The sequence below is a fragment of the Cupriavidus sp. SS-3 genome (genome assembly GCF_035818815.1).
Classification (GTDB): domain Bacteria; phylum Pseudomonadota; class Gammaproteobacteria; order Burkholderiales; family Burkholderiaceae; genus Cupriavidus; species Cupriavidus taiwanensis_C.
The window spans coordinates 11,916-27,505 of sequence record NZ_JAYLVT010000019.1; the positions used below are offsets into that span (position 1 = coordinate 11,916).

At 66.7% G+C, this 15,590-nt stretch carries 12 protein-coding genes; 3 read left to right on the top strand and 9 right to left on the bottom strand.

Annotation, left to right across the window (positions count from 1 at the left end):
* Nucleotides 1-18: 18 nt before the first annotated feature.
* From U9J39_RS23620 to U9J39_RS23650, 7 genes are all read right to left on the bottom strand, one after another.
* Nucleotides 19-1,149, bottom strand: coding sequence for a saccharopine dehydrogenase family protein (locus U9J39_RS23620; RefSeq protein WP_326348230.1), 1,131 nt, complete (start codon nucleotides 1,147-1,149; stop codon nucleotides 19-21).
* Between the two features lie 79 nt (nucleotides 1,150-1,228).
* Nucleotides 1,229-2,221, bottom strand: coding sequence for a WD40/YVTN/BNR-like repeat-containing protein (locus U9J39_RS23625; RefSeq protein ID WP_326348231.1), 993 nt, complete (start codon nucleotides 2,219-2,221; stop codon nucleotides 1,229-1,231).
* Nucleotides 2,222-2,230: 9 nt separating this feature from the next.
* A complete protein-coding gene (locus U9J39_RS23630) occupies nucleotides 2,231-4,609 on the bottom strand; it encodes an efflux RND transporter permease subunit (RefSeq protein ID WP_326348232.1) in 2,379 nt (792 codons plus the stop codon).
* The gene (locus U9J39_RS23635; RefSeq protein ID WP_326348233.1) at nucleotides 4,609-6,582 is read right to left on the bottom strand and encodes a DUF1302 domain-containing protein; all 1,974 of its coding nucleotides are present in this window, start codon (nucleotides 6,580-6,582) and stop codon (nucleotides 4,609-4,611) included. The genes U9J39_RS23630 and U9J39_RS23635 overlap by 1 nt, the downstream gene beginning before the upstream one ends.
* A 28-nt stretch (nucleotides 6,583-6,610) precedes the next feature.
* The gene (locus U9J39_RS23640; protein WP_326348234.1) at nucleotides 6,611-7,975 is read right to left on the bottom strand and encodes a DUF1329 domain-containing protein; all 1,365 of its coding nucleotides are present in this window, start codon (nucleotides 7,973-7,975) and stop codon (nucleotides 6,611-6,613) included.
* A gap of 129 nt (nucleotides 7,976-8,104) precedes the next feature.
* The gene (locus U9J39_RS23645; RefSeq protein WP_442784922.1) at nucleotides 8,105-8,521 is read right to left on the bottom strand and encodes a RidA family protein; all 417 of its coding nucleotides are present in this window, start codon (nucleotides 8,519-8,521) and stop codon (nucleotides 8,105-8,107) included.
* An 18-nt stretch (nucleotides 8,522-8,539) separates the two neighbouring features.
* Nucleotides 8,540-9,373, bottom strand: coding sequence for a phytanoyl-CoA dioxygenase family protein (locus tag U9J39_RS23650; RefSeq protein WP_326348236.1), 834 nt, complete (start codon nucleotides 9,371-9,373; stop codon nucleotides 8,540-8,542).
* A gap of 362 nt (nucleotides 9,374-9,735) precedes the next feature.
* On the opposite strand from U9J39_RS23650, the gene U9J39_RS23655 reads away from it, so the two are divergent.
* Nucleotides 9,736-11,163, top strand: a complete 1,428-nt coding sequence (locus tag U9J39_RS23655; protein ID WP_326348237.1) for a flavin monoamine oxidase family protein — start codon at nucleotides 9,736-9,738, stop codon at nucleotides 11,161-11,163.
* 6 nt (nucleotides 11,164-11,169) lie between these two features.
* Nucleotides 11,170-11,808 carry a c-type cytochrome gene (locus tag U9J39_RS23660; RefSeq protein ID WP_326348283.1) on the top strand — a complete coding sequence of 213 codons (639 nt, stop codon included), beginning with the start codon at nucleotides 11,170-11,172 and terminating at the stop codon, nucleotides 11,806-11,808.
* A gap of 210 nt (nucleotides 11,809-12,018) precedes the next feature.
* On the opposite strand, the gene U9J39_RS23665 is transcribed toward U9J39_RS23660, so the two are convergent.
* Nucleotides 12,019-13,233, bottom strand: coding sequence for a M20 aminoacylase family protein (locus U9J39_RS23665; RefSeq protein WP_326348238.1), 1,215 nt, complete (start codon nucleotides 13,231-13,233; stop codon nucleotides 12,019-12,021).
* Nucleotides 13,234-13,241: 8 nt separating this feature from the next.
* Nucleotides 13,242-14,246 carry a Bug family tripartite tricarboxylate transporter substrate binding protein gene (locus U9J39_RS23670; RefSeq protein ID WP_326348239.1) on the bottom strand — a complete coding sequence of 335 codons (1,005 nt, stop codon included), beginning with the start codon at nucleotides 14,244-14,246 and terminating at the stop codon, nucleotides 13,242-13,244.
* A 125-nt stretch (nucleotides 14,247-14,371) separates the two neighbouring features.
* On the opposite strand from U9J39_RS23670, the gene U9J39_RS23675 reads away from it, so the two are divergent.
* A complete protein-coding gene (locus U9J39_RS23675) occupies nucleotides 14,372-15,283 on the top strand; it encodes a LysR family transcriptional regulator (RefSeq protein WP_115683398.1) in 912 nt (303 codons plus the stop codon).
* The last annotated feature ends 307 nt before the right edge of the window (nucleotides 15,284-15,590 follow it).

The window sequence follows — 15,590 nt, forward strand, 5'->3', positions numbered from 1 at the left end:
AATAGCCGGACCGGCGAGTTAAAGGCTGGTCACCGTGGCGCGGGCCAGCCCGCGCTGCTCGAGGAAGCCGAGCAGGTACCGATGGCCGAAGGCCTTCGAGCCCGAGGCAAAGCCGACGCGTGCCGTGTCGCCGTCAAGCAGCTTGATGACCTCGGCCGCCTGGATCGCACCGGTGGCGATGTAGGGCGTGATGCCGTGCACGGTCGCGCGCACCGATGCGAGCTGGCCGCGACCGATGGCAAAGTCCACCGTGCGCTGCAGCGTGGTGCGTTCGCGCGGCGGCATGGCCGGCGTGGTCGAATCGACCAGCTGCTTGAGTACTGCGTCCTGCTGCTCGGGCGAGAGGTGCTTGTATTCGGACTCCCACTTTTGTCCGATCGCATGCACCATGCGCATGGCGTTGTTGTCATAGAACCCCACGCAGGACGTACAGCTGCGCACGCGCGGATCGTGCTCGAAGTAGACCGGCAGCGAGGTGCCGCCCCACGGCAGGCAGAACACCGGCTGCATGAACGCCGGGTCGACGATGTTGAACGATGCATCCGGCGCATGGCGTTCCAGCTTCTTCTCCCACAGGAAGCACGCTTCCTGGCGGTAGCCTTCGAAGATGGTCGCGGTCGAGCCGACGCTGACGCCGGCGCCGCCGCGCGGGCCGCGGCACAGCGCAGCGGTCTCGAGCGCGTCAACGCCCGGCGTCTCCAGCGCGAGTTCCGCCGCGATCTCCGAGAACGTATACATGTACGCGTTCGACGGGGACACCAGCAGCCCGGCCTGGCGATACTGCTCGCCGAACTCGTCGCGAACCTGGCGGATGTAGTGCTGCTCGCCGGCCGGGTCGAGGTAGTGGCATCCGGCCTTGAGCGCCGCCTCGACGGCTACCATGCCGAAGCGGAAGAACGGCCCGACGGTGCTGCACACCACCCTGGCGCCGCGGAAGGCCTTGGTGAGCGAGTCGACGTCGTGTTCCGCCTCGATGATCTCGTACTCCGCCGCTTCGAGGCGGACGACGCGCTGCGCCATCATTTCCTTGGTCCGCGCTGCATTGCGCGCGACGGCGGTGAAGGGAATGTTCTGGTCGATCAGCCAGTCCATGATCAGCATGCCGGTGTAGCCGCTTGCGCCATAGATGACGACGGGGTGCTTTGCCATGATTGTCTCCTTGAGAGTATGGGCAGGTTGGTTCTGCTCGGTGAATGAAGGTGTTGCAGTGCCGCGTGTGCGCGAAGGTCTATCGCTGCGCCGGGCCGGACGCCACCAACGGGCCGGTCATCGACACCGGCAGCGCGCGCGCGCCGTCAGCAAGCACCGCTGTCAGCGCCTCTTGCCCGGCGCGCTCCGAGCGCGCAAAGGTCTTGCCGTGGTCCGTGCTCGCGAGCACGGTGCCGCCCATGCCGACGATGGTCACGCTGCCGTCGGCGAGCTCCGCGATGCCGGTCAGCGACTGGGTGGTATGCGCGTCGACGGCTTGCCACGTCTTGCCGTCGTCGCTGCTGCGATAGAGGTGGCCGCGCATGCCGCAGACGAGCAGCGTGCCGTCCAAAAGCGCAAGGCCGTGCCAGAGCGAGCCCTTGCCTGCAGTGGTCGTCGGTTCCCATGACTTGCCCCGGTCGGTCGAGCGGTAAATCGTCCCGCCCTCGCCGACGACGAACAGCGAGCCGCGGGCGGTAGCGAATATGTGCAGCAGATGCCGGTCGGCACTTTCGCCTGACGCGATCGCCAGGTCGGTCCAGGTCCGGCCTGCGTCGTGTGTCTCGATCGCCCAACCGTACAGGCCCACGGCGATGCCATGCCCGAGGCTGTCGAAGTGCATCGCCAGGATCGGCTGCTCGACGCCGGGCGTAGCGCGCAGCAAGCTCCAGGTCTCGCCCCCGTCCTGCGTCGCCAGCACCACGCCATCGTGGCCCGCCGCATAGCCGTGGCGGGCGTCGACGAACTGGACCGTGGTCAGCAGCGTACGGACCGGGACGGCTTTCGCCTGCCGGAAGCTGACGCCGTCATCCGAAAGCAGGATCACGCCGTGGTCGCCGACCGCGACAAGGCGCTTCCCGGCGCGCGCGGCCGCCAGCAGTGGCGCGGCGGCCGCGTTCGAAACCTGGCGGGCCGGTTCCATGGTCGGCCAGGGCGCGGCCGTGGTTCCGGCCGCGGTCGCGGGCAACGACAGGCCCGCCATCAGCGCAGCAAAGGGCAGGTATCGGAGCGGGCTCATAAAAAGGGGGCTCATCGTTGTGTCCTAGTGCTTCAGAATTTCCGGCATGTACACCGGTCCGCGCCGCGGGAAGAACTTCTCGAGCATCGCCGCGAAGGCGGGCAGCAGCGTGATGGCCATCACCATGTTCACGATGAACATGAAGGTCAGCAGCGCGCCCATGTCGGCCTGGAACTTGAGGCTCGAGAACGTCCACGTGGCCACGCCGACCGACAGCGTGATGGCGGTGAATACGGTGGCAAGCCCGGTCTCCTTCATCGCCAGCTCGAGTGCCCGGGTGAACTCCAGACCGTGCGCAAGCTGCACCTGCAGGCGGTTGTAGATGTAGAAGGCGTAGTCCACGCCGACGCCGACCGCGAGCACCATCACCGGCAGCGTGGCCACGGTCAGGCCGATCTCCAACTGCTTCATGAACCAGTAGCCGATCCACGTCGCGACGGTCAGCGGCAGGCAGCAGGCGATCATCGCGCGCCAGTCGCGGTAGACCAGGAACACCAGGATCAGGATGGCGGCGTAGACGTAGAGCATCATCGGCAGCTCGCTTGCCTCCAGCACCTCGTTGGTGGCGGCCTGCACGCCCGCGTTGCCGCTCGCCAGCCGCACGTGCACCCCGTCGATCCGGTTGGCGTCGCGGAAGTCCTTCACCGCCTCCACCACGCCCTTGATGGTCGGGGCGCGGTGGTCCGGCAGGTAGAGGTTGACGCCCTGCACGCGGCAGTCGATCGACGACAGGCCGGCGATGCGGTTGTTCACGCCCTGGAACTGCGAGCCAAGGCCGCGCGGGTCGCGCGTCACGGTCGCCATCTTGGGGCTGCCTTCGTTCATGCCGACGTTGTAGAGCTTGAGCTGCGCGGCCAGCGAGTCGGTCGACACGACCCCAGGCACGCTGCCCATGCGCCAGGCAAAGTCGTCGATGAACAGCAGCTCGTCGGCGCGGGAACAGACTTCGCCTTTGTGCTCCGGTCTCGCCTCGAACACGACGGTCAGCCAGTCCAGGCCCACGTCGAAGCGGTCGACGATCGCCGCCACGTCAAGGTTGTAGCGCGAGTCCGCGCTCAGTTCCGGCGCTCCCGCCTGCAGGCTGCCGATGTGGCGCCCCTGGCTCTGCCATAGCGCCAGGCCGAAGACCACCGCGCCGGCAAGCGTCACCAGCGCGGCGTTGCGCGGCCGCGCGATGCGGGCGATGGCTTCCAGCCACACGTTATGGCGCTCGCGCCGAGCCAGTGACCGGCGCGCGAACTCCGGCGAAAAGCGGAAGTACGACGCGGCCACCGGCAGCATCATCAGGTTGGTGACGATCTTGTAGCCCACCCCGATCGCCGCGGTCAGCGCCAGCTCGCGGATCATCGGAATCGGGATCAGGAGCAGCGTGACGAAGCTGACCAGCGCGGTGATCAGCGCAAGCGAGCCGGGAATCAGCAAGCCCGTGAAGCTGCGCCGCGCGGCCATGGCGGAATCGGTGCCTTGCGCAACTTCACGCACGATGAAGTTGATCTGCTGGATACCGTGCGAGACGCCGATGGCGAACACCAGGAACGGCACCAGGATCGCCAGCGGATCAAGCCCGTATCCGAGCAGGCGCAGCGTGCCGAACTGCCACACCAGCGACACCAGCGAGCACGCGAGCGGCAGCAGCGTCAGCCGGAGCGAGCGGCAGTACCAGTACACGGCGAGCCCGGTGAGCAGGAAGGCGATGGCGAAGAAGCGAGCCACGTCCGCAGCGCGGTCGGCGATGTCGCCGGTCTGCTTGGCAAACCCGATGATCTGGATCTCGACCTTGTCATTCTCGAACGGGCGCCGGATCTTCTCCTCCAGCAAGCGGTTGAACTGGATATAGTCGAGCTTCCTGCCCGTGGCCGGGTCGACATCACCAAGCTCCGCCGTGATCAGCGCGCTGGTCTGGTCGCGCGCGACCAGCGTGCCGATATGGCCGCCGGCGGTGGCACGCTGGCGGACCATCCCGATGACCTCGGCCGAGAGCTTCTCCGGCACGACGTCTCCGCCGGTCACCGCCTCGGCGCGGAAGCCGTCTTCGGTGATCTCGGTGAAGAAGACGTTCGGCGTCCACAGCGAAGTCACGCTCGCCCGGTCCACGCCGGGCAGGTAGGTGACGGCTTCTGTCACCTTGAGCACCTGGGTCAGCGCCTGCGCGTTCCAGATGTCGCCGTCGCGGGCATGGACGGCGATGGTCAGCCGGTTGGCGCCGAACAGCTGGTGGCGGTACTGCTCGAAGGTCTTGATGTATTCATGGCCCTGCGGCAGCTGCTTTTCGAAGCCGGCTTCGAGTTCGAGCTTCGCCCCCAGCACGCCCATGACGGCCGTGAAGCCCGCCAGCAGCAGCAGGAATGGAAGGCGATGCCCGAACAGGGCAGCTTCTAGACGGGTTAACAGGCGTGCAAGCATCAGAATGCGGTGGTCATGCTGAGGGAAAAGAAGTCACGGTCGCGCAGCAGATTGCTGCCGCTACCGCCCCAGTTGTGGGTGTAATCCAGGCGCAGCCTGGTTTCCGGCTTTGTCTTGAAATCGATGGTCGCGCCGATCACCGCGGCGCCCGCGCCCTGGATGAAGCCCGGCAGCGCCGTTGCCGAATAGCCACCGATGCCCTGCATCACGGCGATATCCGGCGACAGCGACGCCCTCGTGCCGAAGATGTTGGGATAGGTCACCGACGCCGCCAGCACCATGCCCGCCGAAAGCTTCGTCGGCAGCTTGTAGTCGGCGGTGACCGCATACGGGATGCCGGCGTTGAGCTTCAGCTTCGGGTAGTACGCCAGCGCACCCTCGGCGGTGAGCGTGCCCTCGCTGGCGCCCAGCGCGCGCAGCAGCCAGCCGAACGACCCCGATGGCGACATGATGTGGATGCCGGTCAGGTGCAGCTGGTAGTGCTGCGTGTCGACCCAGCCCTTGCAGCTGCTGCCGACCGGCTTCACGGTGAAATCGGCGAGCGCATTGCAGTAGTACGGATTGCCCGGATCGATCACCGTGGTGGGGTCGATCGCGACGCCATCGCGCGGCCGATAGGAAAGCTCCGTGCCGATCACCCATTCGCCCGCCTGGAAGTTGTACGACAGGCCGAACAGGTCGCGGTTCTTGCCGTAGTCGAGCGACGCCTGCCAGCCGAAGGGGTTGGCCGTGGTGGTGCCCACCTGGTAGCTGACGAATGGCACCTTGTCGCTGTAGTGCTGGTAGTAGAAGCCGAGCTCGTTGCCGCTATCGGGGAACTTGTAGCGCAGCGCGAGCCCGCCCTGACCGGCATTGGTCGGCTTGTTGTCCGGGCCGCGCGGGACGAACGTGCCGGCGCCAAGCAGCGGCCCCACCGGGTTGGCGCCAGGGTCAGCCAGCTCGCCGGCGCTCAGGGGGCGGTTGTAGGGCAACCCGGTCGCGGGATTGATGCCGACGATCCGGGTGCCGTTGTCGCCGATGGTGGCGCGCGGAAACGGCGGCAAGCCCGCGGCGCCCAGCGCCGCATTGAGCGTCGAGGTCGGGATATAGAGGCCGCGCCCGCCACTGCCGACGAAGTCGCTGGTGGAAAAGAACGTCCCCGGCGCGTCGAACACGAAGCTGTTCCACTTCCACTGGTAGAAGGCTTCGATGCCCAGGTCCGGACCCAGCGACGAACTGGCCGAGACCATCGGCGATGGGATGAACAGATTCTTCAGCGGCGTGCCGGGCTGGTGCGCCGACGGCAGGTAGATCGGGTTGATCGAGTTCACGCCGCCCGGGATGTAGAGGTTCTCACCCCAGCTCAGCACCTGGCTGCCGACGCGCACGCGCGCCTGCTGGTCGCCGACCTCGAACTCCTTGGTCACGTAGGCGTCGAGCAGGCGCGGGTTGCTGGTGGCGAAGTTGCGCGCCGACGGGTCGAGGTCGCTGCGCCGGGTATGGTCGACCGCGAAGTCGTAGTTGACGACACCGCGCAGCAGCCCGCTCCAGCCGTCTGAAGCCTTGACGTACAGGTCGCTGGTCCACTGCGCATTGGCGGAGACCGGCTGCCAGCGCTTGTAGTTCAGGTTGCCGTCGTCCTGGTTCACGCGCAGCACGTCCTGGCTCGACGAGAACACGGCCGGGTTGCTCTGCTGCAGCGGCGTCGACGCGTCGCCGACGCAACCGCCGTTGTCATTGCCGACGAAGCTGCAGTTCGCTTTCGACGTGCGCACCGCCACGCCGAACGACACCGTCGAGTCGAAGGCCACCTGCCAGCCGTTGTCGAGCGTCCATTGCGCGGCGCGGGCCGCTCCTGCATTGGCCCCGGCCAGCACGCCGACGATCGCGGTGCAGACCAGCTTCCGGTCCAGTTTCCTTGCGCGTGCACATGCATTCGCACTCGCCCTGCCGATCGCCCCGGCGACCGGTCCCGCGTGATCACGCAGTTTCATGATGGCCTCTCCGTACCCTTGTGATCGCTTAGCGCGTGGTGAATCGGCGCAGGCCGTCCGGCTCGAAAGTCTTCTCCTTCAGGCGTCCTTCGCGCGTGGCCAGCCAGTCCGGCTCCTTGCGGCCCGCGACCACGCGGTCGAGCACCGCGCGCCGGGTCTGGTGGTCATAGCTGGTGTTCGCCGCCCACACGCAGGCCGGGATTTCCCAGGCCATGTACGGGCCCATCTCGGTCGTGCGCCAGACCTTGCCCTGCGCGTCGTACATGTCTTCCACCAGGATGGTCCAGGTGTCCTCGTCGAGATAGAACACGCGCTTGGGGAAGGTATGGCGCATGCCGGACTTGAGCGTGGCCTCCACCACCCACATGCGGTGCAGCTCGTAGCGCGTGTGGTCGCGGCTGAGGAACTTTGGCTTGACGACATCCTCGACCTTGTTCGCGGAAGAGTTGAGGCGATAGGTGTTGTACGGAACGTACATCTCCTTCTTGCCGACCAGCTTCCAGTCGTAGCGGTCCAGCGGACCGTTGAACTGCATGTACTGGTCGACCGTCAGCAAATTCTCCGTATTGAGCTGCGGCGCGTCGTACTGGTACGTCGGCGCCCGGCGTACGCGGCGCTGGCTGGCGAAGTACAGCCAGACGTCGTTGGCCTCGGCGAACTTGTACTGCGTGAGCGTGGCATCCCCGGCGATCGACGGCGGGCTGGTGAAGGTGTTGAGGTACAGGCTTTCGATGCCGCGCGCGTCGGCGACGCCCTTGTTCGACGGCGACCACATCGGCGACGTCTGCCATTCCTCCTGGCCGAGCGGCTCGCCGATGCTGTCGCCGCCTTTGGGCGGGATATAGCCGGCGTAGCTCATCTGGAAGCCCTCGCCCTTCCAGTGCAGCTTGTGGTTCCACATCGCTTCGACGCCGCTTTGCGGGATCGGGAAAGGCACGCCGGCACCGAGCGCCTCGGCCAGGTTCTGGCCGTTGTCGGCAAGCCTGGCGCTCGCCGCATTCTTCTTCGTGCGCTCGTAGTAGAAGTCGGGGAAGCCACAGGAACGGCGCGTCGTATAGACGTCCATGCGGTAGCCCGGGATCGTCTTCACCATCTCGACCTGCCCGGGGGCGAGCTTGTCCTTGTAGCGGTCGACATTGGACGCGTCGATCGACAGCAGGCGCTTGTCGTTCGCATAGGGATCGGGGCGCGGCGTGCCGGGCTTCCAGCCGCCTGGCGCCTTCATGTCGCCACCGGTCCATTCCGGAATGGACCCGTCCTTGTTGCCGGCACGCTCGGCACCCACCGGGGTAAGGTCCTTGCCAAGCCGGGCCATGTCCTGCTCGGGAGCGGCGGCGTAAGCTGCGCCGCCGAGCGCCACGGTCGCGCTGATCAACCACGTCGTGTATTTCATCTGTGTCTCCTACCACCAGGTTCAACCGGTTACTGTCCCGGCTTCTTTTTATACAGAGTGCCTAACATAGGACACTATGACAAACATAGGCGCCAAAAAATGGTAGTTGTCGCCCACCAGCTACCAGGCTCAGGTTTCGCCGCTGCCCACTACCGCAACCGCCTGGATCTCGATGCACAGCCCGGGCAGCGCCAGCTCGGTCACGCCGACCGCAGTCCAGGAGGGATAGCGGTTAGGGATGTACTCGTCCTTCACCTTGGTGAATTCGGCGAGCTCGCTGCGAAAGCGGGTGTGGTAGGTCGTCAGTTCGACCACGTCGGCAAGGCTGGCACCGGCGGTCGCCAGGACGCCCTTCAGCGCTTCGAAGGCGAGCCGCGCCTGCGCCTCCATGCCTTCTGCCGGTGTCATGGTGGCGTCGACGCCGACTTGCCCGGAAACCCAGATGGTGTCGCCAACGCGGGTCGCGGGAGAGAAATGGAGGGCGTCGTACAGCGCCTCGGTGCCGTGCGGAATGATGGACTGTCGGGTCATGGGGGGAGTCGTCATGTCAGGGATGGCCTTGGCTTAGAAGATTTGACGGAAGCAGGAAGCGCGGAACGGGTCGCCCGCCTTCAGCGATGCCAGTTCTTCAACAAACAGGACGCCCGCCGGCGTGAAACCCGCATCGCTGTGCTCTGGCAGCGGACTGAAAACCGCATCGTCGCCGAAGAAACGCATCACCAGCGTGTGGCGATTCGGGAAGTCGGCGTCGACGGCGCCGCCCCCGTGCAGCACGCCGGGATGCAGTAGCAGCACGTCGCCGGGCCGGGTCGCCCAGGAGATGATGTTGTAGGCATCGGGGTTGGCATGGCGCTCGGCCTCGATGTTCGGCAGCCGAGGCCAGACGCCGCCACCGTGCAAGGGCTCGGTGGGATCGTCCGGGTTCTGGAAGGTGCTGCCGTCGTGACGCGTGCCGAGATGCGAGCCGCGGACGATCTCCAGCGCGTTGCGCTTGGGAACCGCCTCGAAACTGATCCAGGCATTGGCAAAGTGCTTGCCGGCCCAGGGCAGGTAGGAGGTGTCCTGGTGCCACGGCGAGCGCCCTGCGTTGCCGCCGGCCTTCAGGAACAGTTCCTCGGCGAAATACCAGACGTGCTCGGAGCCCCACAGGTCGGCAAACAACCTGCCAAAGGGCAGCGCGACGGCCAGTTCATCCAGCCTGCCCTTGGCAAAGGGATTTGCGTTGTCGACATGCGACTTCTGCACCGAGCCCTCGAACAGGCTGTGCGCATTGGGACCGGGATTCTCGATGCCCCAGTCGAACGCCTGCCGGCACAGCGCCAGCTGTTCTGCATTGAGACAGCCTTCGATAAGGACGGCCCCGTCCTCCGCGAAAGCCTTGCGCTTGGATTGATCCATGGGTGAACTCCTGTCGTTCCGTGGCCGACTCGTTAATAGGCCAACACACCAAAGTTAGGTAACTATGACAAACTTAGAAAGAAGAAAAAAGACAGGGTATTCCCTTCCCTGACTTGTCCGTCATGGGGTGAAGCGATGCCGAAACCACCTACCTCGCGGTCTTTTGACTTGTTTGTCTTTTCGTCCTATATTTGAACTCATATACTACTTTTGGCTTTCACCGAACAATGAGCGAGCAGACAAGGCGCCGGGATGGCGCGGCACGGGTCGAGGGGATACAGAACAGGGCGCCCGGCTCCGCGCCGGACTCACACACACGGCGCCGGCTGCTCGGCATTGCGGCAGCGGCGGCGGCCGCATCGTTGGCGGTAGCCGCACCGCATGCCGCCAGCGCCGCACCCCTGCGCGCGGGCGCTGCACGCGCACAGCGCGACGTGCTGGACGTGGCCATCCTCGGCGCCGGCCTGGCCGGACTGACCGCCGCGCGCGACCTGCAGCGCGCCGGCTGCCAGTCCTTCGTGGTGCTGGAGGCCCGCAACCGCGTCGGTGGCCGCACCTACAACCACGACCTCGGCAACAGCGTGGTCTCCGAAGCGGGCGGCCAGTGGATCGGCCCCGGCCAGACCGCCATTGCCGACCTGGCGCGCGAGCTCGGCGTCGAGACCTTCGGCACCTATTACGCCGGCAAGACCGTATTCCTCGCCGACAACATCCGCGTAACCCAGGACCTGCATGGGGGCATCGGTGCCCAGGGACAGGTGGCCGCCAGGCTCAGCGAGATGGCGCGCGGCGTGCCCAGCGGCGCGCCATGGAAGGCGTCGAAAGCAGCGGAATACGACAAGCTGACGCTTGGCGACTGGCTGGCGCGGCAAGGCCTGAGCAACGAGGAGAAATTCTCCTTCGGCATGGCGGCGACCCTGTCGCTCGGCGCGCCGCCCGCACAACTCGGGCTGTTGCACTATCTGTCGGTGATCAACAGCGCGAACAGTGACTACGACACGCTCGAGAAGATCAAGGACGGCGCACAGGAAACCCGCTTCGTCGGCGGCTCGCAGATTCTCAGCATCCGGATGGCGCAAGACCTCGGCGACAAGGTCCGGCTGTCCTGCCCGGTGCGCAAGATCGTCGGCTGGGACCGCGAGATCGTCGAACTGCACACCGATCACGGCGTGGTGCGGGCGCGTCACGTGATTGCCGCGCTGAACCCGGCGCTGTGCCAGCAGATTGTGTTCGATCCCCCGCTGCCGCCCGGCCGGGCACAGTTGCACCGGGCCTGGCCTGCCCATGCGCCCATGCGCAAGGCCGCACATGTCTACCCACGGCCGTTCTGGAGGGAGAAAGGCTTCAACGGTCAGGTGGTGCCGCTCGACGGCCCGCTGATCTGGTCGGTCGACAACTCGCCGCCGGACGGCTCGGTCGGCGTGCTCAGCGCCTTCGTCAAACCCGGCTACCTGCCGGCCGACCCGAACGCCGCCGAGCCCATCCTGTCCGCCATCTATGCCAGGGCATTCGGAGACCAGGCGCTGAAGCCCACGCAATACCACGACCTTGACTGGGGCAAGGTCGACCCCTGGTCGATGAGCTGCATCAACCCGATGCCCGCCGGCTTCTGGACCAAGCTGGGCCAACACCTGCATCCACCGCTGGGCCGGCTGATCTGGTCGGGGACCGAGACGGCCGACATCTGGGCCGGCGCCATGGACGGCGCCGTGCGCTCGGGCCACCGTGCCGCCCTGCAGGCACTCGGCGCGCTGCAAGCGGCGCTGCCCTCTCCCGTCCCGGAGGCATAAATGAAGATGAAGCGCATGGTGCTCGCGACGGCTGCAGTAGTGGCGGCAGCGGCCGCATTCCTCGTTCCCGAACTGGTGGACTACCACCGGTTCGGCACGGCACTGGACAACCAGGCCCGGGCAAGCCAGGCCAATGGTGGCGCATGGCCACAGTTTTCGGAGACCTGCTTCGCCTGCCATGGTCCGTACGGGCAATCCCGGAACGCGGAGTACCCGGCCCTGGCCGGGCAGCCGGCAGCGTATCTCGAGGCGCAGCTGCGCGCGTTCGCCAGCGGGCAGCGCGACAACCCGACCATGGGGCCACTTGCCAGGAGCCTGACCGCCGAGCAGATCCGGTCACTGGCAGCCTACTACGCAAGGCAGGCACCGGCCGATAGCACGGACGCGACAGAGAGCGCCGCGCTCGAGGCGCGCGGCAAGGCCGTGGTCCAGGCCCGCAGCTGCCAGGCCTGCCATGGGGAAGCACTGACGGGCAAGGAGCTGGCACCGCGTCTCGCCGGCCAGGGAGAGCATTACCTCGCGCACCAACTTGCGGCGTTCAAGAGCGGCAAGCGCCATGACGCTACCGGCGCGATGGACGGCATTGCCGCCACCTTGTCGAACGAAGATATCCCGGCCGTGGCCCGCTATCTCGCCAGGATGTAGTGGCATCCAGCCTCGGTTGAGTTGGCCGGAGTGGTGCACTATCGACTTGCGAGTGGATCAGCAACTTCACCGCGCCGGCCGGTTTGCACCGGCAGTGGCCGGGCGTATTCTTTCCCCTGAGACACGGATTCCGGCCGGCCTGCCATCGCCGCTTGCATGCAGGCGCCAGCCCGCGGACTGCGGGGGTAGAGCGTCCCACACTCGGCTAGCCTAGGCACTTGTCCGGGCGTCCGCCGCGTGGCCCGGCCATGGCTGGTCCACCAGGAAGCGCTCGCATAGCAGCGCCCAGTAAGCCGCGCCCACCGGAATATTCGCGTCGTTGAAGTCATAGCCTGGGTTGTGCACCATGCAGCCGCCCTCGCCCCCCTCGCCATTGCCAATCCACAGGTAGCAACCAGGCACCGCGTCGAGCATGAAGGCGAAGTCCTCGCTCGCCGCGATCGGTGGTGCCTGGCAGTTGACGTGAGCGGGCCCCAGCAGTTCCAGCGCAACCTGGCCAGCAAACGCCGTTTCCGCCGGCGTGTTCACCAGCACCGGATAACCGCGCTCGTAGTCGATCTGCGCCGCCACGCCGTAGCTTTGCGCCTGAGCAGTGACCAGTTCGCAGATGCGCTGCTCGACCCGATCGCGTACCTGGCGATCCAGCGCGCGCACACTCAGCCTGAGCACGGCCTGCGCAGGGATGATGTTGGAAACGGTGCCCGCCTGGAAAGCGCCCACCGTGATCACCGCCGTTTGCAGCGGATCGACATTGCGCGCCACGATGGTCTGCAAGGCCATCACAATCGAAGCGCCGGCCACGACCGGATCGGCCGCGTTGTGCGGGAACGCCGCATGGCCGCCGATGCCTGTAAGCGTGATGGTCACGTTGTCGGCCGAAGCCTGCGCCGCGCCCTGGCGCATCAGCAGCCGGCCCGGCGCCGAGCCGGGGACGTTGTGCATGGCGAAGATAGCATCGCAAGGGTACTTGTCGAATAGCCCCGCTTCCATCATCCGCCTGGCCCCACCCAGGCCCTCCTCCGCCGGCTGGAAGATCAGGTTCAGCGTGCCGCTGAAATTACCATGCAGTGCGAGATGCCTGGCCGCGCAAAGCAGCATGGCGGTATGCCCGTCGTGCCCGCAGGCATGCATTACGCCGGGATGGGTGCTGGCATAGGGCAGCCCGGTGGCTTCGGCCATCGGCAGCGCGTCCATGTCGGCGCGGATGCCGAGACTGCCGCTGCCGCTGCCGCGCCGCAGCCGGCCAACGACGCCGGTGGTGCCGAGCCCGCGTTCCACCTCGTAGCCCCATTCGGCGAGCAGGCGCGCCACGATCTCGCTGGTGCGGTGCTCCTCGAAGCCGAGTTCCGGATGGCGATGGATGTCGCGGCGGATGGCAACGAACGCTTCCGTGCTGTCCCGCAGCGCTGCCAGGAGGGGATGCATGGCGTCCTTCATTGCGGCTGCAGGCCGATGGCACGGGCGATGCCGCGGTACTGGTCGATGCTCTGCTGGTAGGCCTTCTGGCTCTCCGCCAGCGATGCCGGACGGGATGCGGGCAGGTTCGCGGCATCCAGGCTGGCACGTACCGCGGGGTCGGCCAGCGTCTGCGCCAGCGCCTTGTGCAGCGCCTGCACGACCGGCTCGGCGGTGTCCTTCTTCACGAAGACGCCGGCCCAGGTCGAGTAGTTGAAGCCGCGCAGCGCCCTGCTTTCATTGACGCTCGGCACGGACCTGACCGCGTCGAGCCGCGTGGGTGACAGCACCGCCAGCATCCTGACCTGACCGGTGCGCATGCGCTCGATGTCGGGCTTGCCGAACGGCGAGATAAAGATATCGACGATGCCGCCCACCAGGTCCTGGATCACGGGCGCGCCGCCCTTGTAGGGCACGTGCGTCATCGGCGCGCCGATGGTCTGCGACAGGTGCGCTCCGAGCAGGTGGTAGAGCGAGCCGATGCCGACGCTGGCATAGGTCAGCGGCTTGCCCGCGCGGGCCGCCTGCGCGGCATGGGCCGCGAGTTCATCGACATCCTTCACCGGCAGGTCCTTGCGCACCAGGATGGCCAGGTCGACCGCGCCGACCATGTGTACCAGCCGGAAGTCCTCGCTCTTGTACTTGATGGCGGCATTCGCCAGCGGCGTCGTGATCAGTTCGCCGGGGCCGGCCTGCAACAGCAGGTGCCCGTCGGCCGGCGCATGCAGGACCTTCTGCGCGGCGATCGCGCCGCCGGCCCCGCCCAGGTTCTCGACGATGACCGGCTGGCCGAACTGCCGGCCCAGCGGCGCATTGAGGTTGCGGGCGACCACGTCCGACAGCCCGCCTGCCGGGAACGGCACCAGCAGCGTGACGGGCCGCTCGGGATAGGCGTAGGCCGGCGCCAGGCCCACGGACAGCAGGCCGGCCGCCGCGCCGCGCAGCAGCCGGCGGGCAATGTTCTGGAATCGGATTCGGGTCATGGCAGTCTCCTCGCGCCTTGCGTCGCTTTGTGTGTTGTGCGACGAATCGTATCGGCCCAGCCTGCTATGTGTCCAATGCATTACTCGTCTAAAATTTATTCATAAAACTCATTCACGAGGCATCGATGCACCTCAAGCACCTGCGGCACCTGCTCATGGTCGCGGACGCGGAATCGTTCAGCCGCGCCGCGCAACGGCTGCACCTGACCCAGTCGGCGCTAAGCCGCAGCATCCAGGCGCTGGAGGACGAGCTCGGCGGCAAGCTGATCGACCGCCATGGCCGGCGCAATGTACTGACCCCGCTGGGCGAACTGATCGCCGAGCGGGCCCGGCGCATGCTGTTCGAGGAAGCCGAGCTGCATCGCAGCGTCGAACTGTTCCACCGCCATCACCTCGGCGCCATCCGTGTCGGGCTGGGCGCGGGCCCCGGCGCGGTGCTGATGACGCCGTTTCTGCGCCACATGGCCATGCATCACCCTGGGATCCAGGCGGCGGTGTCACTCGGCACTTCCGACGCGCTGATGATCCAGCTGCGCCAGCGCACGCTGGACGCGGTGATCGTCGAGGTCACCAGCGTGGCGCCGGCCACCGATCTGCGCCACGAACTGCTGGCGCAGCTTCAGGGCCGCTTCATCTGCCGCGCGGGCCACCCGTTGCTGCTGCAGGCCGCCGCCGGCGAGGCCGTGACCTTCGACGATGTCATGCGCTATCCGCTGGCGTCGGCTCCGCTGAGCCCGGAAGTCGCGCGCGGGCTGGTAAAGCGCTTCGGCCCGCGCGCCGACCCAGAGCATTGCCTGAGCCTGCGCTGCGAGAACGTGCGCAGCCTGGTGGAGGCCGTGCTGGTTTCGGACGCGATCCTGTTCAGCATCGTCGCGGCGGTGCGGACGGAAATCGCCGAAGGGAAGCTGTGCCAACTTGCGACCACGCCGGCGGTCGACGACGGCCCCCGCTATGCGTTCTTCACGCTGGCGGGCCGGACCGAGGCGCCGAGCATGGCGCTGTTCCGGCGCTTCGTGGACGAGCACCTGCACGACTGACGGGGCTTTGGGCGACGCGATTTGAAAGTGTTACCGGCGAGAGCCTGTCCGAGTGGCTTTCGATGCCATCCGTTGGCACGTCCGGTTTGCGCGACCGTTCAGGCGCTATCACTTGCCGAATGCTGCGTGGCAGCAGCGTCTCAGTTCGGCCATGCGGCGTCGTTCGACCGCCTATGGACTGAGACGCTCAGCCGACCGCCAATTGGAAACAGCCAGTCGGCCACCGACTATGCAGGTCGAATCATCGGCCATCGCTGCCACTCCATGTGACGAAGATAGGCCGGTGTAGCCCCAAGCCCTTCCATTA

Excerpts from the sequence above, each read along its gene's own strand:
- U9J39_RS23620 (WP_326348230.1), bottom strand. The coding sequence starts at position 1,149 with ATGGCAAAGCACCCCGTCGTCATCTATGGCGCAAGCGGCTACACCGGC.
- U9J39_RS23630 (WP_326348232.1), bottom strand. The coding sequence starts at position 4,609 with ATGCTTGCACGCCTGTTAACCCGTCTAGAAGCTGCCCTGTTCGGGCAT.
- U9J39_RS23640 (WP_326348234.1), bottom strand. The coding sequence starts at position 7,975 with ATGAAATACACGACGTGGTTGATCAGCGCGACCGTGGCGCTCGGCGGC.
- U9J39_RS23660 (WP_326348283.1), top strand. The coding sequence starts at position 11,170 with ATGAAGCGCATGGTGCTCGCGACGGCTGCAGTAGTGGCGGCAGCGGCC.
- U9J39_RS23650 (WP_326348236.1), bottom strand. The coding sequence starts at position 9,373 with ATGGATCAATCCAAGCGCAAGGCTTTCGCGGAGGACGGGGCCGTCCTT.
- U9J39_RS23675 (WP_115683398.1), top strand. The coding sequence starts at position 14,372 with ATGCACCTCAAGCACCTGCGGCACCTGCTCATGGTCGCGGACGCGGAA.
- U9J39_RS23635 (WP_326348233.1), bottom strand. The coding sequence starts at position 6,582 with ATGAAACTGCGTGATCACGCGGGACCGGTCGCCGGGGCGATCGGCAGG.
- U9J39_RS23645 (WP_442784922.1), bottom strand. The coding sequence starts at position 8,521 with ATGACGACTCCCCCCATGACCCGACAGTCCATCATTCCGCACGGCACC.
- U9J39_RS23625 (WP_326348231.1), bottom strand. The coding sequence starts at position 2,221 with ATGAGCCCCCTTTTTATGAGCCCGCTCCGATACCTGCCCTTTGCTGCG.
- U9J39_RS23665 (WP_326348238.1), bottom strand. The coding sequence starts at position 13,233 with ATGCATCCCCTCCTGGCAGCGCTGCGGGACAGCACGGAAGCGTTCGTT.
- U9J39_RS23670 (WP_326348239.1), bottom strand. The coding sequence starts at position 14,246 with ATGACCCGAATCCGATTCCAGAACATTGCCCGCCGGCTGCTGCGCGGC.